Origin of the sequence: Rhodoplanes azumiensis (assembly GCF_042682915.1) — a bacterium.
GTDB classification, from domain to species: Bacteria; Pseudomonadota; Alphaproteobacteria; order Rhizobiales; family Xanthobacteraceae; genus Rhodoplanes; species Rhodoplanes azumiensis.
This window is the reverse complement of the sequence record NZ_JBHUIW010000007.1, coordinates 120,933-145,449: the sequence shown is the minus strand read 5'-3', so window position 1 is coordinate 145,449 and position 24,517 is coordinate 120,933. Positions and strand designations below refer to the sequence as shown.

Genomic DNA, 24,517 nt, shown 5'->3' with positions numbered 1-24,517 from the left:
GGGAGAAGGAAGGAGTGCCGGGCGATCGACATACCCCGGGGACTTGCGACCCCGACGGCGCTCGTCCTCACATTTTCTTGTAAGCTTCGATCACGGCCGCGCCGTCCGGGCCGGCCTTCTTCAGCCAATCGGCGGTGAGCTGATCGCCGATCTTGGTCAGGCCCGCCTTGAGCTCCGGGCTCGGCGGCAGCACCTTCATCTTGTTCGCCTTCAGCTGCTCGAGGTACCAGGCCGCCTTCTCCTCGGCGAGCTTCCAGCCGCGCTCCTCGGCGATCGCGGCCGCCTGCAGCACCGCGTCCTGGGTCGGCTTGTCGAGCGCCGCGAAGGCCGCCTTGTTGACGAAGGTGAGGTTCTTCGGAATCCACGCCTGGGTGTCGTAGTAGTGCGTCATCGTCTCCCAGGCCTTGCTGTCGTAGCCGGTCGAGCCCGACGTCATGAACGAGTTGACGACGCCGGTCGCCAGCGCCTGCGGCAGCTCGGCCGCCTGGATCGTCACCGGCTGGGCGCCGACCAGCTCGGCGATGCGCGCCGTGCCGACATTGTAGGCCCGCCACTTCAGGCCCTTCATGTCCTCGACCTTGTCGATGTCCTTCTTGGCGTAGATGCCCTGCGGGCCCCACGGCACGGCGAACAGGAGCTTGAGGCCCTGCCGGTCGAGCCGCTGCTCGACCGCGGCGCGGCTCGCCTTCCACAGCTTCAGCGATTGCGGATAGCTGGTCGCCAGGAACGGGATCACGTCGATGCCGAAGATCGGATCGTCGTTCTCGTGGATCGAGATCAGCACCTCGCCGGCCTGCGCCTGGCCGGTCTGGACGGCCCGCTTGATCTCCGGCGCCTTGAACAGCGAGGCGCTGGCGTGCACCGTGATCTGCAGCTTGCCGCCGGTCGCCTCGCCGACGTCCTTGGCGAAGGCCATCAGGTTGACGGTGTGCGGATTGTCGAGCGGGTAGGCGGCCGGCAGGTTCCACTTGGTCTGGGCGGCGGCCGGGCCCTGCAGGGCCAGGACCGCGGCACCGGCCGCGAAGGCGAGCGTCGCGAGCGAGCGGATCATCTGATCTCCTCCGTTGAATAATGCTCAGTTCGAGAAGGCGAGCTGCGGGACGATCATGACGATCTGCGGGAAGATCGTGATGATCGCGACCGCGACGACGAGCAGCAGGAAGAACGGCAGGGCGGCCCAGGCGACCGTGTTGGAGTCCTTGCCGCTCATGGTCTGCAGGACGAAAAGGTTGAAGCCGACCGGCGGCGACACCTGCGCCATCTCCACCACCAGCACGACGAAGATGCCGAACCAGACCGGATCGAAGCCGGCCTGGCGCACCATCGGGATCACCACCGAGGTGGTGAGCACGATCATCGAGATGCCGTCGATCATGGTGCCGAGCACCATGTACATCACGGTCAGCGCCGCGATCAGGGCGTAGGGGCTGAGCGCCAGCGCCTGCACGCCTTCGGCGAGCGCCGTCGGGATCCCCGTATAGGCGAGCGCCGTCGAGAGATAGGAGGCGCCGGCCAGGATCAGCATGATCATGCAGGTGATGCGGGTCGCCCCCATCACGCTGGTCCAGAACAGCTCGCGGGTCAGCGCGCCGTGCCACCAGGCGATGGCGAGCGAGCCGAGCACGCCCCAGGCGGCGCACTCCGTCGCCGTCGCCCAGCCGAGGATCAGCGACAGGAAGACCAGCGTGATCAGCAGCGCCACCGGAATCAGCTTGGCCGATTCCCGAAACCGGTCCCGCCACGACATCGGCGGGTCGGCCGGCGGCGTCTTCTTCGGGTTGAGCAGCGACCAGACGATCAGATAGCCGGAGTACAACGCCATCACCAGGAGGCCGGGCAGGAAGCCGGCCAGGAACACCTGGATGATCGAGACGTTGGCGGTCGCCGCGTAGACCACCATCATGATCGACGGCGGAATGAGGAGGCCGAGCGTGCCGGCGCCGGCGAGCGAGCCGAGGCTGACCATCTCGTCGTAGCCGCGGCGCTTGAGCTCCGGCAGCGCGATCTTGGCGACCGTCGCGCAGGTCGCGGTCGAGGAGCCCGAGACGGCACCGAAGATGCCGCAGGCCAGCACGTTGACGTGCATGAGGCGGCCGGGCAGCCAGTTGAGCCACGGCGCGAGACCACGGAACATCTCTTCGGAGAGTTTGGTGCGGAACAGGATCTCGCCCATCCAGATGAACAGCGGCAGGGCGGCGAGCGTCCACGACGCCGAGTTGCCCCAGATCGTCGTGGCGAGCACGCTGCCGGCCGGGATGTTGCCACCGACGAACTGCATGCCGACGAAGCCGCAGGCCATCAGCGTCACGGCGATCCACACGCCGCCGGCGAGCAGCGCGGCGAGCAGGAGCAGCAGAAGGGCTGCGACCTCGAGGAGCTCCATGGTCAGACGCCGCTCTGGATCGCCTGCTCGACGACCTCCTCGGCGCTCTTCGGCCGTGGCTTCTCGTGGCGGTTCGCCCCGCCGGCCAGCATCCACACGAGCTCGTCCAGGAACGCGATCGCCAGGATCATCAGGCCCGACGTGAAGCCGAGCTGCGGGATCCACAAGGGGATCGCCAGCACGCCCTGGGTCATGTCGAGGAAGCGCCAGGAATCCCAGGTCATCATCACGGCGTTCCAGGCGAAGAAGCCGACGAAGCCGCAGCCGACCAGAAGGGCACCGATCTCGAACACACGGCGGGTGCGGTCCGGGAAGCGGTCGATCAGCAGGCCGACCCGGATCAGCTCGCCGGACCGGAACGTGTGGGCGAGGCCGAGGAACGCCATCGCGGCCATGCACCACGAGACGATGTCGTCGCCGGCCGGAATGTTGAGCCCGAGCGGCCGGCCCGCCGACAGCAGCATCATCAGCACGAAGATGAGGATGAGGAATCCGCCGGCCAGCCAGCCGGCGACGAGGTAGAGCGTGTCGAGCGCGGTACGGATCATGACGGGATACGGGGTCCGGCGGTTGTATCGGCGCGAGCCCTCATCCTGGTCCGCGCCGGGCCGTCCGTGCAAGGGCGGCGGCGGCACACGACGAAGGCCGCGCGGAGTGTTTCGCAGCCGAACCGTCAAGCAAGAGTCGAGCCATGGATGGTGTCCCTCCACCTCTCCCCGCGCGGCAGGGAGACGTGACCGTGCCGCGGCGTGCCGCCGTCTATCGTTCCGCCGCCTTCGCCTTCGGCGCCGCGAACAGGCCGAGGTCGATGGCGTGGCCCATCACGTGGTAGCCGGTGCGGTTGGGGTGCAGGCGGTCGCCCTTGCCGCCCGTGGTGCTGTCGGGGACGAACTCTTCGCGCAGGCCCCCGGACGACGGGTCGAGCGTCGCGGCGTCGAAGTCGATCACGGCGTCGAACACGCCCGGCGTGCGGATGTGGTCGTTGAGCTCGCGCCGCTTCTCGTCCTGCTCGACGAAGCCGTGCGCCGCCGAGGTGCTGCCCAGCGCCGAGACCACGGTGGCGCCGATCAGCGTGATGTCGGGCCGCTCCTTGCGCAGCCGCGCCAGAACCTCGTCCATCGCGGTGCGCACCGTCTCGACGCTGGCATTGCCGTTGCGGCTGAAGTCGTTGGTGCCCTCGAGCCAGATCAGGGCGCGCACGCCCGACAGCGCCAGCACGTCGCGATCGATGCGCGATCTCGCGCTCGGTCCGCCGGGGAACGGCTTCTGCGGCCCGTATTCGGCCGGGCCGGCGATCTGGTTGCCGCCGATGCCGGCGTTCACCACGGCGACGCGATTGCCGTAGACGGCCTTGAGCCGGCGCGACAGCACGTCGGGCCAACGGTCGTCGACATTCATGGTCGAGGCGGTGCCGTCGGTGATCGAATCGCCGAAGGCGACGACCGCGACGGTGCCGGCCGGCGCCTTCATCTCGACCGCGTCGAGAAAGAACCACGACGAGGTGGAGTAGGGGAACGCCGCCTCGCCCTCCTCCCGGCCGTGGGCGCCGCTGCCGGGCGCCGACACGTAGGACGTCTGCAGCGCCTTGGCGTGCCAGGTCATCGGGCCGCTCTCGCCGACGACGTGAAAGCTCACCGCGAGCTTGCGCCCCGTCAGCAGGGGATCGTCGGGCGACTTCACGAAGGCGAGTCGCACCGGGTCGCTCCACACCGACGCGCCGGGCGGGATCGTCACGCTCGCCGTGCCGCCGAAGGTGACCGGCCGGTTCGAGCCCTTGACCAGCGCCGGGCCGCCGGCCTGGAGCCCGACATGGACCCCGTCCAGCGTCAGCGGCTTCGTCCCGAACACGTTGGAGAAGCGCAGACGCGCCTCGCGCCCCCAGATGTCCGGCCGGACGACGAGCCGCAGCGTCTGGTCGCGGGCGCCGGCCTCCGGGGACGGGAAGGCGAAGCGCTGGTCCGGCTGGGCGGACGGGTTGCCGACCGGGTAGGGGCCCTGGGCCGAGCCGGTCCAGCTGACCACCCAGTGCTCCTTCTTGGCGGCGGCCGCGACCGGACCGGAGGGGAGGAGGAGCAGGAGCAGGAGCAGGAGGGCGAGGCCGGTGATGAAGGCGTGAGCGACGCTGCGAGAAAAGACGAGGCGGCAGAAGGTTTGCGGGCCGGCGGGCCTCGGCATGGCGATGTCCTCGCGGGTTGTCTTTTGCGTTCGGTGCCGCGCCCGACCGACGTCGAACGGGCTCCGCGGGGACTATAGGCGAGCCCGGTGGCGCCGCTATCGCGGCGTGCGCCGCGCAATTCGAAATTTTTCCTTAACGATCGGCAAACCATAGTCGGCCGGAGCACCCGCCCCGAGAGGACCGCCGCCATGGTTTCGCGCGCCGAACGCACCTGGTTCGCCGACTGGTGGTGGACCGTCGACCGGCTGCTCCTGTTCGCGCTCGGCGCCCTGATGCTGGCCGGCATCATCTTCTCGCTGGCGGCGAGCCCGCCGGTCGCCAACCGGCTCGGCCTCGACCCCTTCTACTTCGTCAACCGCCACATCATGTACCTGGTGCCGGCCATCGCGGTGCTGCTCGGCGTGTCGTTCCTGTCGCCGCGGGCGATCCGCCGGGTCGCCCTGGTGGTGTTCGTGGTCAGCCTGGCGCTGACCGCCGCGACCCTCCATTTCGGCGCCGAGGTGAAGGGGGCGCGGCGCTGGATCGTGCTCGCCGGGGTGAACATCCAGCCGTCCGAGTTCGTCAAGCCGGCCTTCGTCATCCTGGTGTCGTGGCTGTTCGCCGAATCCTCGCGCAAGAGCGACGTGCCGGCGAACTCGTTCGCCATCGCGCTCCTGGCGGCGGTCGTCGCGGTCCTGGTGCTGCAGCCGGATTTCGGCCAGACGCTGCTGATCACGCTCGTCTTCTGCGCCCTGTTCTTCATGACCGGGATGCGCTTCGTCTGGGTGGTGGTGCTGTCCGGGCTCGGCGCGGTCGGCGGCTTCGTCGCCTATTCGACGATCCCGCACGTGGCGCGGCGCATCAAGCGCTTCCTCGATCCCGCCTCGGGCGATACCTTCCAGGTCGATGCCGCCGTCGAGTCGTTCGTCAAGGGCGGCTGGTTCGGCCGCGGGCCGGGCGAGGGGACCGTGAAGCGCATTCTGCCGGACAGCCATGCCGACTTCGTCTTCGCGGTCGCGGCCGAGGAGTTCGGCATCGTCGTCTGCCTCGCGGTGGTCGCCTTGTTCGCCTTCATCGTGCTGCGCGCGCTGCGCCGGGCGCAGCGCAGCGAGGATCCGTTCGCCCGCTTCGCCGTCACCGGGCTGGCGCTCCTGTTCGGCACCCAGGCGGCCATCAACATGGCCGTCAACCTGGCCCTCATCCCCGCCAAGGGGATGACGCTGCCCTTCATCTCCTACGGCGGCTCCTCGATGATCTCGCTCGCCTACGGCATCGGCATGCTGCTCGCCCTGTCGCGCGAGCAGCCGCGTGCCGAGATGCTGGTCGCCTCGGCCGGCGGCGCCCTGGTGGAGCGCCCTGCATGAGCGATCCTGCCGCGCCCGCCCCCGAGACGACGCCGTTCACCCGGGTGGAGGGCGAGCCCCTGGTCGTCGTGGCCGCCGGCGGGACCGGCGGCCACCTGTTCCCGGCCGAGGCGCTCGCCGTCGCCCTGAAGGCGCGCGGCTGCATCGTCGACCTCGCCACCGACGAGCGGGCGTTCCGCTGGGGCGGCAGCTTCCCGGCCCGTGCCACCCACATCGTCCCGAGCGCCACCCTCAAGGGGCGCTCGCCCAAGGCGATGCTCGAGACCCTGACCGTGCTGGGCAAGGGCATCTTCCGGGCCCACCAGCTCTACGGGAAGATTCGGCCCGCCGCCGTGGTGGGCTTCGGCGGCTACCCGACGCTGCCGCCCGTGCTCGCCGCGACGCTGCGCGGCATCCCCACCCTCATCCACGAGCAGAACGGGGTCGCCGGCCGCGCCAACCGGCTCTTGGCGGCGCGCGTCACCGCGATCGCCACCGGATTCCCGGCGACCTTCGGCCACGATCCGCGGCTCGCGGCGAAGAGCACCCACACCGGCAATCCGATCCGCCCGGCCGTGGTGGCGGCCGCGGCGCGGCCCTATCCGGGACCGGACGAGCCGTTCCGGCTCGTCGTGTTCGGCGGCAGCCAGGGCGCCCGGATCATGTCTGACATCGTGCCGCCGGCGCTCGAGCTCTTGCCCGTCGTCGTGCGCTCGCGCCTTCAGGTGGTGCAGCAGGCCCGTGACGAGGATCTCTACACGGTCGAGGAGGCCTACAAGCGGGCCGGAATCCCGGCCGAGGTGAAGCCGTTCTTCCGCGACATGCCGGCCCGCATCGCCGAGGCGAGCCTGGTGATCGGGAGGGCCGGCGCCTCGACGGTCGCCGAGCTCGCCGCCATCGGCCGGCCGTCGATCCTGGTGCCCCTGCCGCACGCCCTCGATCAGGACCAGATGGCGAACGCCGGCATGCTGGAGAAGGCCGGCGGGGCGGTGCGCATGAAGCAGGCGGCGTTCTCGCCGGAACGCCTCGCCGCCGAGATCGCCCGGCTCGCCACCGAGCCCGGCCTGCTGCCGAAAATGGCGGCCGGGGCACGCAGCATCGGCGTGCTCGACGCCGCCGACCGGCTGGCCGAGCTGGTGCTCGCGGTCGCCGGCCGCGCGAAGCCGTAGTGTTACGCGCCCGAATTCGCTAAACCGACGGCCGCGATTGCGGGCCACCGTCAGGCTGGCACGGCGTCTGCCCTCCCTCTCCCCGCTCGCGGGGAGAGGGTCGGGGTGAGGGGGCGCCTCCGTATCCACGAGAGGCCCCCTCACCCGGCTTCCGCGCAGGGGCGCGGAAGCCGACCTCTCCCCGCCAGCGGGGAGAGGTTCAGGCGGCGCTCTGTCGGGACGCGCGCCGCGGACGGAAAGGGAACGACATGAAGCTGCCGCACGACATCGGGCCGGTGCATTTCGTCGGGATCGGCGGCATCGGCATGAGCGGCATCGCCGAGGTGCTGGCCAATCTCGGCTACACGGTGCAGGGCTCCGACGTCGCCGAGAGCGCCAACGTCAAGCGGCTGCGCGGCAAGGGCATCGAGGTGGCCATCGGCCACGCCGCCGAGAACGTCGAGGGCGCCCATGTGCTGGTCGTCTCCTCGGCGATAAGGCGCGACAATCCCGAGCTGGTCGCGGCGCGGGCGAAGCGCCTGCCCGTGGTGCGGCGCGCCGAGATGCTGGCCGAGCTGATGCGGCTGAAGAGCTGCGTCGCCATCGGCGGCACCCACGGCAAGACGACGACGACGTCGCTGGTCGCCGCGCTGCTCGACGCCGGTGGTTTCGACCCGACCGTGATCAACGGCGGCATCATCAACGCCTACGGCACCAATGCCCGGCTCGGCGCCGGCGACTGGATGGTGGTCGAGGCCGACGAGTCCGACGGCACCTTCCTCAAGCTGCCGACCGACGTCGCCATCGTCACCAACATCGACGCCGAGCATCTCGACCACTTCAAGACCTACGAGGCCGTCCAGGAGGCGTTCCAGGCCTTCGCCGAGAACGTGCCGTTCTACGGCTTCGCCGTGATGTGCATCGACCATCCCGTCGTGCAGACCATGGTGGGCCGCATCGAGGACCGCCGCGTCGTCACCTACGGCGAGAACCCGCAGGCCGACGTGCGCCTCGTCTATCAGGACCACACCGACGGCAAGTCGCGCTTCGGGGTGATCTTCCGCGACCGCGGCGGCGACACGGCGCACGAGATCGCCGGGCTCGAGCTGCCGATGCCCGGCCGCCACAACGCGCTGAACGCCACCGCGGCGATCGCGGTCGCCCGCGAGCTCGGCGTGTCGGACGACAAGATCCGCAAGGCGCTCGCCGGCTTCTCCGGTGTCGGCCGCCGCTTCACCCGCACCGGGGCGTGGAACGGCGTCACCGTGATCGACGACTACGGCCACCACCCGGTCGAGATCGCCGCCGTGCTGAAGGCGGCGCGCGAGACGGCACGAGGCCGGGTGATCGCCGTGATGCAGCCGCATCGCTACACGCGCCTCGAGTCGCTGTTCGAGCAGTTCTGCACCTGCTTCAACGACGCCGACACGGTCGTCGTCGCGCCCGTCTATCCGGCCGGCGAGGCGCCGATCCCCGGCATCGACCGCGACTCCCTGGTCGCCGGCATTTTGGCCCGCGGGCATCGCAACGCCGTCCCGCTGGACGGGCCGCAGGCGCTTGCCGGCGTGGTGCGCCAACTCGCCCAGCCCGGCGACTACGTCGTCTGCCTGGGCGCCGGCTCGATCACCCAGTGGGCGCACGCGCTGCCGAACGATCTTGCGGCGCTCGGCCCGGCGGCCTAGAGGGTGATGACATGCCGAGCTGCATCGCCGTCCGTCACGTCGCCTTCGAGGATCTCGGGGTGTTGGGGCCGCTGCTGGCGGAGCGCGGCTACGATGTTCGTTACGTCGAGGCGCCGCTGGTGCCGCTCGACGCGGGATCGCTCGTCGCCGCCGATCTGGTCGTCGTGCTCGGCGGGCCGATCGGCGTCTACGAGGAGGAGGCCTATCCGTTCGTGATCGGCGAGACGGCGGCGATCACGGCGCGCCTCGCGGCGAAGAAGCCGACGCTCGGCATCTGCCTCGGCGCCCAGTTCATGGCCAAGGCGCTCGGCGCCACGGTGGCGCCCGGGCCGCAGAAGGAGATCGGCTACGCGCCGCTCGCCGTCACCGAGGCGGGCCGTGCCGCCGGCCTCGGCGATTTCACGACGACGCCGGTGCTGCACTGGCACGGCGACAACCTCGACCTCCCGGCCGGTGCGACACGGCTCGCCGCGACGGCGCCGTGCCCGAACCAGGCCTTTTCGCTCGGCCCGTCGGTTCTCGGCCTGCAGTTCCACGTCGAGGTCGATCCCGAAAACATCGAGACCTGGCTGGTCGGGCACACGGTCGAGCTCGGCAAGGCCGGCATCGACCCGCGCACCCTCCGGGCGCAAGCGGCGAGCGTCGGCAGGACGACGGCCGAGAAGGGGCGTGCGTTTTTGGCGCGTTGGCTGGACGCGGTGGTGAGGTGAGCGCGTCGGACATCGGATTGTTGGCATAGCTTGGGTGTAGGGCTATGGTTCATCAGCCGAATTTAAAGTGTCCCGCATGAGATCATTGATGATGAGGCCCGGCAACAATCCCAAGCGGAGAATTGCCCCGGCGGAACTATTGGGCAAGGAAGCGCGCGCTGATTTGGCCGAACGGGCCAAGTATGTCGGAAGCGGGCACCATAAGAGATATCCGGCTGATTACGGTCTCGAACGAACGAATCCGCGGCCGACAAAGTCCCTGTGCGACCTTGTCAAGACCGTGAAACTCGCTGAAGCAGGCGCCCTGATGAGGAAAGGGTTGATGTGCGGCATGATCAGTGACGTTCGCCTCGGCGAGTTTCCGAAGTACGTCTGGAGTGTGGACGAGGACGGTGAGGTCTACGAAGCCAAGACAGATCCCATGACGCCGGGCGTCTATCATGGTTATCGCCTCGAAGAAGAAGACGATATGCGTCGCCTCGTGGAGTCGGTCTGGAAAAAGCGATGGCCCGCAGTTTGAGAATAATTGCTGACTGGGAGCCCCTCGATTCAGGCCCGCCGGAAGAACGAGCCTGCTTCGCCGCCCTCGGGATTTATGCTCAGAACGTTTGCCTCACAGAGGGCAGCGATCTCTTGGCCAATCGGCTGAGGCAGGCGCCATTGCTGTCATCCTATCATTTGGCGGAATGGATGGCGTGGAACTGGTGGCGCCTTCGCTGGGAGCCGCGATCGAAATCCAGTGACTGGGTGTACGCCCATCGTGTCGCGACGATCGGCGGCGGCTATATCTGGCCAAATCTGACTATTTTCTCCGACGGGCAACGCACGACGTTGGTTGCGGAGCCGACGCGGGATCGTCCGCAGACGCCGTTTCGTTATATTACTGACGATGCCGCTGTCGTTCCGTCGAGCGAATTCGAGTCCGAACTCGACCTTTTCGTGGAGCAGGTTCTCGAGAGGTTGAAATGGGCGGGCGTCGGCGACAGTAACCTCGAGACCGTATGGAAGGGGGTCTTGTCGGAGCGCCGCACGCCGGCGCTGGCGACGGTCAGGAAGCTCGAAGCTCTCCTCGGTCGAGATCCCGGCGAGTCCGATCCTGCGTCGGTCGAGCGCCTCGTCCTGGATGCCGAACGTCTGAGCATTTCGGCGATCGAGGAGCTGGCGGCTGAGCACGGTCACGGCGGAGCGATTCTCAACGCCGACGAACTCGACGAGCTTGCTGCCGAGAAAGGATACGAGGCCTCCAGGCAGGACATGGCGCACCTGCCGAGGAAACACCAACTTCCACGTCCCGGAGAAGTTGCTGCATGGCAACTCGGTGCCCGGGCGGCTGCAATGTTGCGGGAGGAGGAAAGGATTTCCGAAGAACCAATCACCGATCGGCAGTTGGCGCAGATGGCGGGTGTGCAAGTTGCTGCATTGGCAGATCGAGCGGGTGCGAGTGCCATATCGTTTGTACTCGATGAGAATGCCGATCGCGGTCGCGTCGTATTGCGCTCGAAGTGGCACGAAGGCCGGAGGTTTGAGCTTGCCCGACTCTTGGGTGATCGTATCTTGAGTTCGGCAGGCGAGCGCCTTTTTCCGGCAACGCGCGCCTACACATATCGCCAGAAGACACAACGTTCGTTTGCGGCGGAGTTGTTGAGTCCCTTCGACGCCGTGGATGCCATGCTGGGAGATGATTATTCGCTGGAACGTCAGAAGGACGTCGCAGAGCATTTTCAAGTCTCGGAGCTGACGATCCGCACACTGCTTGTCAATCATGGACGGCTTGGCCGCGAAGAACTCGACGGTGAGTTCGAGGGTGCAGCGGCTTAGGCGGAGAGTGGATTCCTCGACAATGATCCTCTCGCACCTTGGACGATGATGTTCCCCGATCTCCTCCCCGCCCTTCGTGACCTGTTGCCCGACTTCCGCGGGCGGATGACGGCGAACGAGCCGCTGGCGCCGCTCACCTGGTTCCGGGTCGGCGGGCCGGCCCAGGTCATGGTGGTGCCGGCCGACGAGGACGACCTCGCTTATCTGCTCGCGCGGCTGCCCGCCGACATGCCGGTGACCATGCTCGGGCTCGGCTCCAACCTGATCGTGCGCGACGGCGGCGTGCCGGGCGTCGTGATCAGGCTCGGCCGCGGCTTCTCCGAGATCACGGTCGAGGAGGGGCATCGCATCCGCGCCGGCTCCGGCGTGCCCGACGTGAAGGTGGCGCGCGCCGCGCAGGACGCCGGCCTCGCCGGCCTCGCCTTCTTCCGCGGCATCCCCGGCTCGGTCGGCGGCGCGCTGCGCATGAACGGTGGCGCCTACGGGGGCGAGACCAAGGACGTCCTTATAGAGGCGCGCGGCGTCGACCGTGCCGGCCGCATCCATGTCCTCGGCAATGCCGACATGCATTTCACCTATCGCCACTGCGGTGTCGCCGACGACGTCGTCTTCACCAGCGCGCTGTTCCAGGGCACGCCCGGCGATCCGGCCGAGATCGCTGCCGCGATGGAGAAGATCACCGAGTCGCGCGAGGCGACGCAGCCGATCAAGAGCCGCACCGGCGGCTCGACCTTCAAGAACCCGCCGGGTCGGAAGGCCTGGCAGCTCGTCGACGCCGCCGGTTGCCGCGGCCTCGTCGTCGGCGACGCCCAGGTCTCCGAGCTGCACTGCAACTTTCTCATCAACCGCGGCAATGCCACGGCCGCCGACATCGAGACGCTGGGCGAGACGGTGCGGCGCCGCGTGAAGGAGACCTCTGGCGTCACGCTCGAATGGGAGATCAAGCGGATCGGCGTGCCCGCGCCGACGTGATACCACTCGCCCGTGCGCCCGAATCGCGACGACCCGCAATCGGCCCGGAGCACCCACGTCCTTCCGCGAGCATCGAGCCGGGGCGTGACGCCCGGGAGGCGTCAGCCCGGACGGGTCGGCGCGGCCAATCGAACGAAAGACGAGAGCCATGTCCAAGCACGTCGCCGTCCTGATGGGAGGCTGGTCGTCGGAGCGCGAGGTCAGCCTGCGCTCGGGCGCCGCCTGCGCGGCCGCGCTCGAGTCGCGCGGTTACAAGGTCACCCGGATCGACGTCGGCCGCGACATCGCGGCGGTGCTGAGCGCGGTGGCGCCGGACGTCGCCCTCAACCTGCTGCACGGCCGGCCCGGCGAGGACGGCACCATCCAGGGCATCCTGGAGGTGCTGCAGATCCCCTACAGCCACTCCGGCGTGCTCTCCTCGGCGCTCGCCATGCAGAAGGACACGGCCAAGGTGGTGCTCGCCGCCGCCGGTGTTCCGGTGCCGGAGGGCCTCACGGTGGATCGGCTCCAGGCCGCCAAGGAGCACGCGCTGCCGCGTCCCTACGTCATCAAGCCGATCTGCGAAGGGTCGAGCGTCGGTGTCTTCATCGTCACCGAGCAGCACGAGCACCCGCCCCAGGAGCTCACCCGGACGGACTGGTCCTACGGCGAGCAGGTGTTGTGCGAACGCTACATCGTTGGGAAAGAGTTAACGTGTGCCGTGATCGGCGATCGTGCCCTCGATGTCATTGAAATCGTTCCCAATGTCATCTTTTACGACTACACGGCCAAGTACGCGCCGGGGGGCTCGCGGCACGTCTTGCCGGCCGAAATTAAACCGAATGTTTACCAACACGTCCGAACACTGGCTCTCCGAGCGCACCTTGCACTCGGCTGCCGGGGCGTCAGCCGGGCCGACTTCCGGTTCGACGACCGCCTGGAGGGCACCGACGGGCTGTTCTGCCTGGAGGTGAACACCCAGCCCGGCATGACCGAGACCTCGCTGGTGCCCGAGATGGCCGCGCATGCGGGCATCGCGTTCGAAGAGTTGGTCGAATGGATGGTGGGGGACGCGTCTTTGAACCGCTGACCGGGCGAACGCCCGGCGGTTCGACGCGTCCGCGCGCCGGCGCCAAATCCGGCTTCAACTTCGGTATCTGGTTCGGCGCCAAGGCGGGTGCCAAGGCCGGCGGCAAGCCGCGCGACAAGTATTCCGTGAACAGGGCGGCGCGCCGCCGCCGCCCGTCGGCCCGCCGGCCGGAGGGCCGTTTCGCGAGCTTCGGCCCGCTCGCCGCCATCGAGCGGCGCATCGACCAGGTCGTCGCGCTGGCCGAGCGCTGGCCGCGCTGGGGCGGGGCGGCCGCGACGGCCGCCATCATCCTCTCCAGCATCGGCTTCGGCGTCGTCCGCGGCGATCACCTCCCGGTCGTGCTCGGCGCCGTCGCCGACGTCCGCGACATGGCGGCGAACGCCGTCGGCTTCCGCATCACCGGCGTCGCGCTCACCGGCCACAAGCACCTGTCGCGTGACGAGGTGCTGGCGATCGCCGGCATCACCGGGCGCAGCTCGCTCCTGTTCCTCGATGCCGCCGACGCGCGCGCCCGCCTGCGCGCCAATCCGTGGGTCGCCGAGGCGACCGTGCAGAAGCTCTACCCGGACCGGGTCGCCATCGAGATCGTCGAGCGCCAGGCGTTCGCGCTGTGGCAGAAGGACGGCCAGGTCCACGTCATCGCCGACGACGGCACCGTGCTCGAGGCCTATGTGTCGCGCGGCGTGATGGCGCTGCCCTTCGTGGTCGGCACCGGCGCCGACACCCGCGCCCGCGCCTTCCTGGGTGCGCTCGACCGCCATCCTGGATTGCGCGACCAGGTCGCCGCCGCCGTGCTGGTCGCCGAGCGGCGCTGGAACCTGAAGCTCAAGAACGGCATCGACGTCCGCCTGCCGGAGACCGAGGTGCCGCGCGCCCTCGACCAGCTCGCTGCGCTCGAGCAGGACAAGAAGCTGTTGTCCCGCGACATCGTGATGATCGACCTCAGACTGCCCGACCGCGTGACCGTGCGGCTTTCCGACGGCGCCTTCCAGGCCCGCGAGGAGGCCCAGAAGGCCAAGAAGCCGAAGCCGAAGGGAGGCGCCGCATGAGCGATCTCCAGTTCGGTCTCGCCCCCAAGATGAAGCCGCTGGCGCCGCGGCGCAGCGCGGTCGTCGCCGCGCTCGACGTCGGCACCTCGAAGATCGCCTGCCTGATCGCGCGGCTCACGCCGCAGCCCCCTCAGGAGGTGCTGCGCCGCCGCACCCACGCGATCGACGTGATCGGCTTCAGCCACACGGAGTCGCGCGGCCTCAAGGCCGGCGGCGTCGTCGATCTCGCCGAGGCCGAGGTGGCGATCCGCCACGCCGTCGATCTCGCCGAGCGCACCGGCCGCTGCCAGGTCGAGGCCGTGATCGTGTCGCTGTCGGCCGGCCGGCCGTCGAGCGAGTTGTTCGCCGCCTCGGTCGACGTGCCCGGCACGGTGCGCGAGGGCGACATCGCCCGCGTGCTCGCCGCCGGCAGCCGCTCCTCGGTGCGGCCGGGCCGCGTCGTCCTCCATTCGGTGCCGATCGGCTACACGATCGACCACGAGCGCGGCATCCGCGATCCGCGCGGCATGCTGGGCCAGCGCTTCGGCGTCGACATGCACGTCCTCACCGCCGAGGCGGCGGCGGCCCGCAACCTGATGCTGGCGATCGAGCGGTGTCATCTCTCGGTCGAAGCCATGGTGGCGAGTCCTTATGTCGCAGCCCTGGCGGCGCTGGCCGACGACGAGGCGGAGCTCGGCGCCGCCGTGGTCGACATGGGCGCGGGCACGACGACGCTCGCGGTCTTCACCGGCGGGCGTTTCGTGCATGCCGACGGCTTCGCGCTCGGCGGCCATCACGTCACGATGGATCTGGCCCGCGGACTCTCGGCGGCCGTGCCGGACGCCGAGCGAATCAAGACGCTCTATGGCAATGTGCTGGGTGGCGCGATGGACGACCGCGACATGATCGCCGTCCCGGCGGTTCCGGGCGACGACCGCGAGCCGCCCCAGTTCGTCTCCCGGGCGACCCTGACACGCATCATCAAGCCGCGTGTCGAGGAGATTCTGGAGATGGTCCGCGACCGCCTGGCGGCGTCGCCGTTCGCCGCCGAACCGCGCGGGCGCGTCATCGTCACCGGCGGGGCGAGCGAGCTGACCGGATTTACCGAGCTCGCCGCGCGAGTTCTCGGGCGGCCGGTCCGGGTGGGGCGGCCGCTCGGCGTCGCCGGCCTGCCGGACGGCGCCAAGGGGGCGGCCTTCGCGGTCGCCGCCGGCCTCCTGGTCTATCCCCAGGTGGCGCACCTGGAGCATTTCGATCCGCGTCGGACGCATCGCACGTCGGCGGGCGCCAGCGGATATTTCACACGGGTCGGACGATGGCTGCGCGAGAGCTTCTGACGACCGGCGATGGATTCCCGAACCCCGTCGGTGGCGGACCGACGGACCCCGCGGGCGTCGCGCACGCCCCCGCATCGAAGAGGCAGCCATGAGCATCAATCTGAAGATCCCGGACATTCGGGAACTGAAGCCGCGGATCACCGTGTTCGGGGTGGGCGGTGCCGGCGGCAACGCCGTCAACAACATGATCCGGGCCGGGCTGCAGGGCGTCGACTTCGTCGTCGCCAACACCGATGCTCAGGCGCTGACCATGTCCGAGGCCGAGCGCATCATCCAGATGGGCGTGCAGGCGACCGAGGGGCTGGGCGCCGGCTCGCAGCCGGATGTCGGCCGCGCCGCCGCCGAGGAGGTGATCGACGAGATTCGTGATCATCTCACCGGCGCCCACATGGTGTTCGTCACCGCCGGCATGGGCGGCGGCACCGGCACGGGCGCCTCGCCCGTCGTCGCCCGCGCGGCCCGCGAGCTCGGCATCCTGACGGTCGGCGTCGTCACCAAGCCGTTCCACTTCGAGGGCCAGCGCCGCATGCGGCTCGCCGACAGCGGCATCTCCGAGCTGCAGAAGGTGGTCGACACCCTCATCATCATCCCGAACCAGAACCTGTTCCGGATCGCCAACGAGAAGACGACCTTCGCGGACGCCTTCGCGATGGCCGACCAGGTGCTCTACTCGGGCGTCGGCTGCATCACCGACCTGATGGTCAAGGAAGGCCTGATCAATCTCGACTTCGCCGACGTCCGCGCCGTGATGCGCGAGATGGGCAAGGCGATGATGGGCACCGGCGAGGCGACCGGCGAGAAGCGCGCGCTGCGCGCCGCCGAGGCCGCGATCGCCAACCCGCTGATCGACGACGTGTCGATGAAAGGCGCCCGCGGGCTCCTGATCTCGATCACGGGCGGCAAGGATCTCACCCTCTACGAGGTCGACGAGGCCGCGACCCGCATCCGCGAGGAGGTCGACGCCGACGCCAACATCATCGTCGGCGCCACCTTCGACGAGACCCTCGAGGGCGTCATCCGCGTCTCCGTGGTGGCGACCGGGGTCGACCCGGCGATGATCGGCGCGAGCCAGCACCATGCGCCGGTGCCGGCCGTCGAGGCCTTCACGTCGCGCACCCCGGACAGCCAGGCGGCCGCGGCGCACGAGTCGCGCATCGCCGAGCTCGCCCACCGGCTGCGCGCCGACAACAAGCGGATCGCCGAGCGGCTCGAGCAGGCCACCCCGGCCGCCGTCCAGCCGCTGATCCCGGCCGAGCCGGCCGCGCCGTCGATCGACGCCGTCGCCACCGCGGCGGTCGCCGACGCGCTGATCCCGCGCGAGATCGAGGACGTCACCATCCGGCCGATCCAGCAGCCGAAGCCGACCTTCTACCCGGACGCGATGGCCCAGGAGACCCCGGTCGAGTCGCACGAGGCGCCGCCCAAGGTGTTCATCCCGCCGCAGCCGGAGCGGCCGGCCGGCCGGCCGGCCCGCATGCCGCGCATCGACGAGCTGCCGCTGCCGGCCCAGAACGAGCTGCGCGCCCAGCGCGGCGCCGATCCGATGGGCGAGGAGCACCCCGAGAAGCGCCGCCTGACCCTGCTGCAGCGGCTCGCCGCCGTCGGCCTCGGTCGCACGGCCGAGGAGGCGCCGCGCCCGGTCGAGGCGCCGAAGGCGGCCCGTCCGGCGATGCCGGCCGAGCGCCCGATGGCGCCCCGCATGCCGCCGATGCCGCCGGTCGGCCGCGCGGCCGATCCGATCTCCGACTATGCCCGCCGGCCCGCTCCGGGCCCGCAGGCGCCGCAGGGTCTCGATCTGCACGGCCGTCCGGCTCCCCAGCCGGGCCCGCAGCACGACGACGACCAGCTCGACATCCCGGCGTTCCTGCGCCGGCAGGCGAACTAGGGTCCAGGGGGCGGAGCGCCGTCCGCCTCGGCGCGCCGCCTGCGACGGGCCGCCTGCGGACCGTCCGACCTGCCTCCGGATGGTCTGCACCGAATGGCCGGGCCTCGTGCCCGGCCATTCCATTTTTCGGAGCCGAGGCGCGGGGCGGGGGGGGGGGGGGCTGGTGCCGTTCGATCGTCGCCGGGCGCGCGCCGGGCGCGCGTTCCGCAGACAGGACGATCTTCGCGCGAGCCAGTCGTGGCGCGAGCGTGATTCGCCCGCCGCCGATTCGCCACGAAGCACCTGCGGCACGCGCCGCTCAGGCCCATCGCGCCTCCGGCGGACCGTCCCGCCGCCCTGGTGGGACGGTGTGGGGAAGCCGCCAGCGTCAAGCGACAAAGCTGCGGAACAGGACAGTTGTCCTCTGATTTCGTGGCCGAAACCCGGTCGAAAGCGCTCGAAAATCAGGTAACAATCGGTAAGAAAGCGTGAGTTGGCCGTTACGGATCAGACGGTTAATGTTCACTCGGCACGGGGACAGACTTGGGCCTCGACGGGGCAGCCACGCGCGCGTGACAAGCGACGGGCTGACGAGGATCCGAACATCGCGTCCCGTGGGGGAAAAACTTGAACGGACTGCCGCGCATCGCGGCGCGCTAGAGTTTTTTGGGATTGGGACGGTTCACATGAAATCCGGCCGACAGACGACGCTGCGCTCCGACGTGACCGTATCGGGGATCGGCGTTCACTCCGGCGTGCCCGCCACCCTGACGCTGCACCCGGCCGGTCCCGGCACCGGCATCCGGTTCGTGCGCCCGGGCAGCGACGGCAAGCCCGACCGCGAGGTGAAGGCCGACGTCCGCTGCGTGGTGGCGACCGACTTCGCCACCGTGATCGGCGACGCGACCGGCCCGCTGTGCTCGACCGCCGAGCACGTGCTCGCCACCCTGGCGGGGCTGGGCGTCGACAACGCCATCATCGAGATCGACGGTCCCGAGATGCCGATCATGGACGGCAGCGCCGAGGACTTCGTCGCGGCGATCGACCGGGTCGGCCTGGAGACGACGGCGGCGCCGCGCCGCTGGATCAAGGTTCTCAAGCCGGTCCGGGTCGCCGACGGCCGTTCCTACGGCGAGCTGCGCCCCTACGACCGCGGCATGCGCTTCGAGATCGAGATCGCCTTCGAGCACCCGCTGATCGGTCGCCAGGCGATGGCCTTCGACCTCGATCCGCTCCATTTCCGCCGTGAGATCGCCCGCGCCCGCACGTTCGGCTTCATGAGCGACGTGGCGAAGCTGTGGAGCGCCGGCTACGCGCTCGGCGCCAGCTTCGAGAACACCCTCGTGGTCGCCGAGAATCGCATCCTCAACCCGGACGGCCTGCGCTGGGCCGACGAGTTCGTCCGCCACAAGGCGCTCGACGCGATCGGCGACCTCGCGTTGGCCGGTGCGCCGCTGCTCGGCATGTACCGCTCGGTGCGCGGCGGGCACAAGCTCAACCACGCGGTCATCTCGGCCCTGATGGCCGATCCGACCGCCTGGACCATGGTCGACGCCACCGCGCTCGCCCGCACCACGGTGCGCGGCCGCGCCGAGCTGACCACCGGCATCGCCGCCCCGGCCTACAGCGCCGACGTGTCCTGACGAATCGGCCCGGACGAGCGTGTCCGGCGGGACGCATGTCCCCCGGCGAGCCCCGCCGCGAACCCCTCCCGCCACATTCCCGGCCGAATGTCGGGGTTGAGTCCGCCCCGACAGGGGATGTTCGGCGTCCAGGATCACGGCCAGGACGGGCGGCCGCGCGACGCGTCTCACGGGGGACTTCGGTGCTTTCAACGTCGACATCGCGCGCCGCGTCGCGCCCGGGCCGGTCCGCAGGCGGCCGCGCCGGGCTGCGCCGCCTCATCGCGCTGCTGCCCGTTCTGGTGATTCTCGGCGGTTGCAGCAGCCTCTCGAACCTGTTCGGCGGCAACGACGACGATCTCGGACCCGATCTTCCGGCCGAAAAGCTCTACAACGAGGGCGTCTTCCTCCTGAACGAGAAGAACGCGCCCAAGGAGGCGGTGAAGAAGTTCGAGGAGGTCGACCGCCAGCACCCCTATTCGGAGTGGGCCCGCAAGTCGCTCCTGATGACCGCGTATTCGTACTACGAGACGCGCCAGTACGACGAGGCGATCGGCGCCGCCAAGCGCTACGTCACGATGCATCCGGGCAGCCCGGACGTCGCCTACGCCCAGTACCTGATCGGCGCCTCGTACTACGACCAGATCCCGGACGTGACCCGCGACCAGACCCGCACCGAGAAGGCGATCCAGGCGCTGGAGGAGGTCATCCGCAAGTACCCGACCTCGGAATACGCCGCGCAGGCCCGCAAGAAGATCGAGGTCGGCCGCGACCATCTCGCCGCCAAGGAGATGGAGGTCGCGCGCTACTACATGCAGAAGAAGAACTTCATCGGCGCCATCAACCGCTTCAAGGTGGTGGTGACGCAGTATCAGACGACCCGGCACGTCGAGGAGGCGCTGATGCGGCTCACCGAGTGCTACATGATGCTCGGCATCGCGAGCGAGGCGCAGACCGCGGCCGCCGTGCTCGGCCACAACTTCCCGGACAGTGTCTGGTACAAGGACGCCTACAACCTGGTGAAGGGCGGCGGCTTCGAGCCGTCCGAGAACAAGGGCTCGTGGATCAGCCGCGCCTTCAAGAAGGTCGGACTGGGCTGACGCGGGCGCCGCGCGGCGAGGCCGAGCGATTCGACGAGATTTGCGACGGCCGGGCTTGTCCCGGCCGTTCGCGTTCCTGTAGGACGGCCAAGAACCGTACTCTCCCCGTCACCCCGAGGTGGCCGTGTGGCGGCGCGAAGCGCAGACACGCCGCCCTCGACGGGCGACGGCCCGGACAGCGGCCGCCATCCTTCGAGGCCCGGCTTCGCCGGGCACCTCAGGATGACGGTTCGCGTCTCGGGGAGCGGCGGCGATAGGACAACCCATGCTGGCCCGCCTTTCGATCCGCGACATCGTCCTCATCGACCGGCTCGACCTCGATTTCGGGCCGGGCCTCGCCGTGCTGACCGGCGAGACCGGCGCCGGAAAATCGATCCTGCTCGATGCCTTCGCGCTGGCACTCGGGGCGCGCGGCGACGCCGGCCTGGTGCGCAGCGGCGCCGAGCAGGGCCAGGTGACGGCCGTGTTCGAGCCGGGCGCGACGCATCCGGTCAACGAGCTCCTGCGCGACAACGACATCGCGGTCGAGGATCAGCTCCTGCTGCGCCGCGTGCAGCTCGCCGACGGCCGCACTCGCGCCTTCGTCAACGACCAGCCGGTCTCCGTGAAGGTGCTGCAGAGCCTCGGCGAGCGCCTCGTCGAGATCCACGGCCAGCACGACGCCCGCGCCCTCGTCGATCCGGCGAGCCATCGCGATCTGCTCGACGCCTATGCGGGGCTGGAGGGCGACGCCGCCGCGGTCGCGCGCCTGTGGACGGCGCGGCGCGAGGCGGCCGAGGCGCTGGCGACGCAGCGCGCCGCGGTCGCGCGGGCGCAGCGCGAGGCCGACTGGCTGCGCCACGCCGTCGAGGAGCTGCGCCGGCTCGCCCCGGAGCCCGGCGAGGAGACGACGCTGGCGGAGCGGCGCGCCCAGATGATGCAAGCCGAGAAGGCCGCCGACGATCTGCGCGACGCCCTCGCCGTCGTCGCCGGGCCGCAGTCGCCCGGTCCGGCACTCGCCGCCGCGGTGCGGCGGCTGGAGCGGCGCGGCACGGCGGGCGGCTATGTCGCGCCGGCGATCGCGGCGATCGATGCGGCGCTGACCGCGCTCGACGAGGCGCGCGCCCATCTCGAGGCGGCGCTGGCCGCCGGCGCCTTCGACGCGAACATGTTGGAGCGCATCGAGGAGCGGCTGTTCGCGCTACGCGCAGCGGGCCGCAAGTACAACGTCGCGGTCGACGCGCTGGCGGCGCTGGCCGAGCGCTACGAGGCCGACCTCGCCCTGATCGACGCCGGGGCGGAAACGCTCGCGGCGCTGGAGCGCACGGCCGCGGCCGCGGCCGCGGCGTTCGACCGTGCCGCGGCGGCCCTCTCGGACAAGCGCAAGCGCGCCGGCGAGGCGCTCGACAAGGCGGTCGCCGGCGAGCTCAAGCCCCTGAAGCTCGAGCGGGCGCGCTTCACGACGGCGATCGTCGCCGAGCCGGAGCGCGCCGGCCCGCACGGGCTCGACCACGTCGAGTTCCAGGTGCAGACCAATCCGGGCACGGCGCCCGGCCCGCTGATGAAGATCGCCTCGGGCGGCGAGCTGTCGCGGTTTCTCCTCGCGCTGAAGGTGGTGATCGCCGACCGCGGCTCGGCCCCGACTTTGGTGTTCGACGAGATCGACACGGCGGTGGGCGGGGCGGTGGCCGACGCCATCGGCGTGCGGCTCGCCCGCCTCGGCCGCAAGGTGCAGGTGATGGCGGTGACGCACGCCCCCCAGGTGGCGGCGCGTGCCGACCGCCACGTCCTGATCAGCAAGGGCGCGCTCGACCGCGGCAAGCGCGTCGCGACCCGGGTCGCGGTGCTCGACGACGGCACCCGGCGCGAAGAAATCGCCCGCATGCTCTCCGGCGCCGAGATCACCATGGAAGCCCGCGCTGCGGCAGAGCGGCTGTTGAAGGCGGCGGGCGGGTAGGGGTGCGGCCGTCCGGTTGCGCCGCGCGGCTTCGCAGCAGCGCCGTCATGCCCGGCCTTGTGCCGGGCATCCACGCCGTTAGAGTCCGCCGCGACGAAGACGTGGATGGACGGGACGAGCCCGGCCATGACGAGGTCGAGTATCCGTGGCCAAAACCTCCTCTCGCACAGACGCCGGCCGTTCTGTCGACTCCCTCACCCCCGAGGAGGCTGCGGCCGAGCTCGCGCGGCTGGCGGAGGAGATCGCGGCGCACGATGCGCGCTATTATCAGGAGGACGCGCCGAGCGTCTCGGATGCGGACTACGACGCGCTGCGCCGCCGCAACGCCGCCATCGAGGCGCGCTTTCCGGAGCTGATCCGCGCCGACTCGCCCTCCCGAAAAGTGGGCGCGGCGCCCTCGCGCGGCTTCGCCAAGGTGCGCCACGCGGTGCCGATGCTCTCCCTCGACAACGCCTTCGCGGACGCGGAGGTGGAAGAGTTCGTCGCGCGCGTGCGGCGCTTCCTGCGGCTCGCCGACGACGCGCCCGTCGCCTTCAGCGCCGAGCCGAAGATCGACGGGCTGTCGATGTCGCTGCGCTACGAGAACGGCCGCCTCGTCTCGGCGGCGACCCGCGGCGACGGCTTCGAAGGCGAGGACGTGACGGCCAACATCCGCACCGTGAAGGACGTTCCGCAGGTGTTGAAGGCGCGCGGCGTGCCGCCGGTCTGCGAGGTGCGCGGCGAGGTCTACATGACCAAGGCGGCGTTCCTGGCGCTCAACGCGCGGCAGAAGGCGGCGGGCGGGCAGGTCTTCGCCAATCCGCGCAACTCGGCCGCGGGCTCGTTGCGCCAGAAGGATCCGGGCGTCACGGCGTCGCGGCCGCTCGGCTTCTTCGCCTATGCGTGGGGCGAGATGAGCACCCTGCCGGCCGACAGCCAGTCCGGCATGATCACGTGGTTCGAGCACTGCGGGTTCAAGACCAATCCGCTGACGCGGCGCTGCTCTTCGGCCGAGGCGCTGATCGCCTTCCATCGCGAGATCGGGCTGAACCGGGCGACGCTCGACTACGACATCGACGGCGTCGTCTACAAGGTCGACCGGCTCGATTATCAGGAGCGACTCGGCTTCGTGTCGCGTAGCCCCCGCTGGGCGATCGCGCACAAGTTCCCGGCCGAGCGCGCGACGACGCTCCTGCACGACATCGAGATCCAGGTCGGCCGCACCGGCGCGCACACGCCGGTCGCGAAGCTCGAGCCCGTGACGGTCGGTGGCGTCGTCGTGCAGAACGCCACGCTCCACAACGCCGACGAGATCGCCCGGCTCGGCGTGCGGATCGGCGACACGGTCGAGATCCAGCGCGCCGGCGACGTGATTCCGCAGGTGGTGCGGGTCGTCGAGGAACGGCCGCGCGGGCCGCAAGCTTATCAGTTCCCGACCGTCTGCCGCTGCGACCTGAAGACGCCGCTGGTGCGCGAGACGACGGCGAGCGGAGAAGAGGGCGCGATCGCCCGCTGCACCGGCGAGTTCGCCTGTCCGTATCAGAAGATCGAGCATCTGAGGCACTTCGTGTCGCGCCGCGCCTTCGACATCGAGGGGCTCGGCGAGAAGCAGATCGCCTTCTTCTTCGAGGATCCGGATCTGCCGGTGACCGAGCCGGCCGCCATCTTCACGCTGGCGCGGCGCGATGCGGCGAACTTCAAGAAGCTGAAGGACAAGGAGGGCTTCGGCGCCACCTCGGTGAAGAACCTGTTCGACGCGATCGAGGCGCGCCGCACCATCGCGCTCGACCGGCTGATCTACGCGCTCGGCATCCGCCATGTCGGCGAGACCACGGCGCGCCAGCTCGCCCGCGCCTACGGCTCGTGGGACGCCTTCTTCGCCGCGGCGAAGCGGATCGCGGCGGGCGACGCGGAGGCGCGGGCCGAGATGGACGCCGTCGACCAGATCGGCGACGCCGTCGTCGACGCGGTGGCGAAGTATTTCGGCGAAGCTCATAACGAGCGTGTCGTCGAAAATCTCGTCGCCGAGCTTTCGAAAATCGTCGACGCGGAGAAGCCGCAGACCACGACGCCGGTCGCCGGCAAGACCGTGGTGTTCACCGGCACGCTGGAGACGATGACGCGCGACGAGGCGAAGGCGATGGCCGAGCGGCTCGGCGCCAAGGTGGCGGGCTCGGTATCGAAGAAGACCGACTTCCTGGTCGCCGGCCCAGGCGCCGGCTCGAAGCTGTCGAAAGCCCGCGACGCCGGCGTTACGGTGCTGACCGAGGACGAGTGGTTCGCATTGGTGGGGCAGGGGCCGTAGCGGGCCGGCACGAGAGCCCGCCCATCGCCACGAAAGCGGGGATCCACGGGCGGCGCGGCCCAGCGA

The 24,517-nt window shown here is 70.0% G+C and carries 19 protein-coding genes; 15 read left to right on the top strand and 4 right to left on the bottom strand.

Translation table 11 applies throughout. The annotated features are described in order from the left end of the window. Positions 1 to 67: 67 nt before the first annotated feature. The 4 genes from ACFSOX_RS08730 to ACFSOX_RS08715 all read right to left on the bottom strand — a co-directional run bounded on the left by ACFSOX_RS08730 (position 68) and on the right by ACFSOX_RS08715 (position 4,558). Positions 68 to 1,051, bottom strand: a complete 984-nt coding sequence (locus tag ACFSOX_RS08730; protein WP_378477415.1) for a TRAP transporter substrate-binding protein — start codon at positions 1,049 to 1,051, stop codon at positions 68 to 70. Positions 1,052 to 1,075: 24 nt separating this feature from the next. Beyond that, on the bottom strand, positions 1,076 to 2,383 hold the full coding sequence (locus ACFSOX_RS08725; protein ID WP_378477414.1) for a TRAP transporter large permease: 1,308 nt from the start codon (positions 2,381 to 2,383) through the stop codon (positions 1,076 to 1,078). A 2-nt stretch (positions 2,384 to 2,385) separates the two neighbouring features. Further along, the gene (locus ACFSOX_RS08720; RefSeq protein WP_378477413.1) at positions 2,386 to 2,931 is read right to left on the bottom strand and encodes a TRAP transporter small permease; all 546 of its coding nucleotides are present in this window, start codon (positions 2,929 to 2,931) and stop codon (positions 2,386 to 2,388) included. A 211-nt stretch (positions 2,932 to 3,142) separates the two neighbouring features. Further along, positions 3,143 to 4,558: a GDSL-type esterase/lipase family protein gene (locus ACFSOX_RS08715; protein ID WP_378477412.1), complete on the bottom strand. Its 1,416-nt coding sequence runs from the start codon at positions 4,556 to 4,558 to the stop codon at positions 3,143 to 3,145. Between the two features lie 189 nt (positions 4,559 to 4,747). On the opposite strand from ACFSOX_RS08715, the gene ftsW reads away from it, so the two are divergent. The 15 genes from ftsW (at position 4,748) to ligA (ending at position 24,451) form a co-directional block, all read left to right on the top strand. Further along, complete coding sequence (ftsW, locus tag ACFSOX_RS08710; RefSeq protein ID WP_378477411.1) at positions 4,748 to 5,902, top strand: putative lipid II flippase FtsW; 1,155 nt, start codon at positions 4,748 to 4,750, stop codon at positions 5,900 to 5,902. Between the two features lie 44 nt (positions 5,903 to 5,946). Next, entirely contained in the window at positions 5,947 to 7,050 is a 1,104-nt protein-coding gene (gene murG / locus ACFSOX_RS08705) for an undecaprenyldiphospho-muramoylpentapeptide beta-N-acetylglucosaminyltransferase (protein WP_378477447.1), read from the top strand. Between the two features lie 248 nt (positions 7,051 to 7,298). Beyond that, positions 7,299 to 8,711: a UDP-N-acetylmuramate--L-alanine ligase gene (murC, locus tag ACFSOX_RS08700; protein WP_378477410.1), complete on the top strand. Its 1,413-nt coding sequence runs from the start codon at positions 7,299 to 7,301 to the stop codon at positions 8,709 to 8,711. Between the two features lie 11 nt (positions 8,712 to 8,722). After that, positions 8,723 to 9,421, top strand: coding sequence for a glutamine amidotransferase (locus ACFSOX_RS08695; protein ID WP_378477409.1), 699 nt, complete (start codon positions 8,723 to 8,725; stop codon positions 9,419 to 9,421). Positions 9,422 to 9,497: 76 nt separating this feature from the next. Further along, positions 9,498 to 9,941 (top strand): hypothetical protein, encoded by a 444-nt coding sequence (locus tag ACFSOX_RS08690; protein ID WP_378477408.1) that lies wholly within the window; start codon positions 9,498 to 9,500, stop codon positions 9,939 to 9,941. After that, entirely contained in the window at positions 9,926 to 11,239 is a 1,314-nt protein-coding gene (locus tag ACFSOX_RS08685) for a hypothetical protein (protein ID WP_378477407.1), read from the top strand. Before ACFSOX_RS08690 ends, ACFSOX_RS08685 begins: the two co-directional genes overlap by 16 nt. Before the next feature lie 45 nt (positions 11,240 to 11,284). Beyond that, on the top strand, positions 11,285 to 12,211 hold the full coding sequence (gene murB / locus ACFSOX_RS08680; RefSeq protein ID WP_378477406.1) for a UDP-N-acetylmuramate dehydrogenase: 927 nt from the start codon (positions 11,285 to 11,287) through the stop codon (positions 12,209 to 12,211). 148 nt (positions 12,212 to 12,359) lie between these two features. Continuing rightward, positions 12,360 to 13,280 carry a D-alanine--D-alanine ligase gene (locus tag ACFSOX_RS08675; RefSeq protein WP_378477405.1) on the top strand — a complete coding sequence of 307 codons (921 nt, stop codon included), beginning with the start codon at positions 12,360 to 12,362 and terminating at the stop codon, positions 13,278 to 13,280. Then, positions 13,247 to 14,329 (top strand): cell division protein FtsQ/DivIB, encoded by a 1,083-nt coding sequence (locus ACFSOX_RS08670; RefSeq protein ID WP_378477404.1) that lies wholly within the window; start codon positions 13,247 to 13,249, stop codon positions 14,327 to 14,329. Before ACFSOX_RS08675 ends, ACFSOX_RS08670 begins: the two co-directional genes overlap by 34 nt. Beyond that, positions 14,326 to 15,645, top strand: coding sequence for a cell division protein FtsA (ftsA, locus tag ACFSOX_RS08665; protein WP_378477403.1), 1,320 nt, complete (start codon positions 14,326 to 14,328; stop codon positions 15,643 to 15,645). The genes ACFSOX_RS08670 and ftsA overlap by 4 nt, the downstream gene beginning before the upstream one ends. A gap of 88 nt (positions 15,646 to 15,733) precedes the next feature. Continuing rightward, complete coding sequence (ftsZ, locus tag ACFSOX_RS08660) at positions 15,734 to 17,530, top strand: cell division protein FtsZ (RefSeq protein WP_378477402.1); 1,797 nt, start codon at positions 15,734 to 15,736, stop codon at positions 17,528 to 17,530. Positions 17,531 to 18,195: 665 nt separating this feature from the next. Beyond that, entirely contained in the window at positions 18,196 to 19,152 is a 957-nt protein-coding gene (lpxC, locus tag ACFSOX_RS08655) for a UDP-3-O-acyl-N-acetylglucosamine deacetylase (RefSeq protein ID WP_378477401.1), read from the top strand. A gap of 182 nt (positions 19,153 to 19,334) precedes the next feature. Continuing rightward, positions 19,335 to 20,231: an outer membrane protein assembly factor BamD gene (locus ACFSOX_RS08650; protein WP_378477400.1), complete on the top strand. Its 897-nt coding sequence runs from the start codon at positions 19,335 to 19,337 to the stop codon at positions 20,229 to 20,231. Between the two features lie 265 nt (positions 20,232 to 20,496). Beyond that, positions 20,497 to 22,167: a DNA repair protein RecN gene (gene recN, locus ACFSOX_RS08645; protein WP_378477399.1), complete on the top strand. Its 1,671-nt coding sequence runs from the start codon at positions 20,497 to 20,499 to the stop codon at positions 22,165 to 22,167. Between the two features lie 145 nt (positions 22,168 to 22,312). Next, complete coding sequence (ligA, locus tag ACFSOX_RS08640) at positions 22,313 to 24,451, top strand: NAD-dependent DNA ligase LigA (RefSeq protein WP_378477398.1); 2,139 nt, start codon at positions 22,313 to 22,315, stop codon at positions 24,449 to 24,451. Positions 24,452 to 24,517: the final 66 nt, after the last annotated feature.

Bases quoted from the DNA above. Each gene is read 5' to 3' on its own strand.
- ACFSOX_RS08730 (WP_378477415.1), bottom strand. From the start codon at position 1,051: ATGATCCGCTCGCTCGCGACGCTCGCCTTCGCGGCCGGTGCCGCGGTC.
- ACFSOX_RS08725 (WP_378477414.1), bottom strand. From the start codon at position 2,383: ATGGAGCTCCTCGAGGTCGCAGCCCTTCTGCTGCTCCTGCTCGCCGCG.
- ACFSOX_RS08720 (WP_378477413.1), bottom strand. From the start codon at position 2,931: ATGATCCGTACCGCGCTCGACACGCTCTACCTCGTCGCCGGCTGGCTG.
- ACFSOX_RS08715 (WP_378477412.1), bottom strand. From the start codon at position 4,558: ATGCCGAGGCCCGCCGGCCCGCAAACCTTCTGCCGCCTCGTCTTTTCT.
- ftsW (WP_378477411.1), top strand. From the start codon at position 4,748: ATGGTTTCGCGCGCCGAACGCACCTGGTTCGCCGACTGGTGGTGGACC.
- murC (WP_378477410.1), top strand. From the start codon at position 7,299: ATGAAGCTGCCGCACGACATCGGGCCGGTGCATTTCGTCGGGATCGGC.
- ACFSOX_RS08695 (WP_378477409.1), top strand. From the start codon at position 8,723: ATGCCGAGCTGCATCGCCGTCCGTCACGTCGCCTTCGAGGATCTCGGG.
- ACFSOX_RS08690 (WP_378477408.1), top strand. From the start codon at position 9,498: ATGAGATCATTGATGATGAGGCCCGGCAACAATCCCAAGCGGAGAATT.
- ACFSOX_RS08685 (WP_378477407.1), top strand. From the start codon at position 9,926: ATGGCCCGCAGTTTGAGAATAATTGCTGACTGGGAGCCCCTCGATTCA.
- murB (WP_378477406.1), top strand. From the start codon at position 11,285: ATGATGTTCCCCGATCTCCTCCCCGCCCTTCGTGACCTGTTGCCCGAC.
- ACFSOX_RS08675 (WP_378477405.1), top strand. From the start codon at position 12,360: ATGTCCAAGCACGTCGCCGTCCTGATGGGAGGCTGGTCGTCGGAGCGC.
- ACFSOX_RS08670 (WP_378477404.1), top strand. From the start codon at position 13,247: ATGGATGGTGGGGGACGCGTCTTTGAACCGCTGACCGGGCGAACGCCC.
- ftsA (WP_378477403.1), top strand. From the start codon at position 14,326: ATGAGCGATCTCCAGTTCGGTCTCGCCCCCAAGATGAAGCCGCTGGCG.
- ftsZ (WP_378477402.1), top strand. From the start codon at position 15,734: ATGAGCATCAATCTGAAGATCCCGGACATTCGGGAACTGAAGCCGCGG.
- lpxC (WP_378477401.1), top strand. From the start codon at position 18,196: ATGAAATCCGGCCGACAGACGACGCTGCGCTCCGACGTGACCGTATCG.
- recN (WP_378477399.1), top strand. From the start codon at position 20,497: ATGCTGGCCCGCCTTTCGATCCGCGACATCGTCCTCATCGACCGGCTC.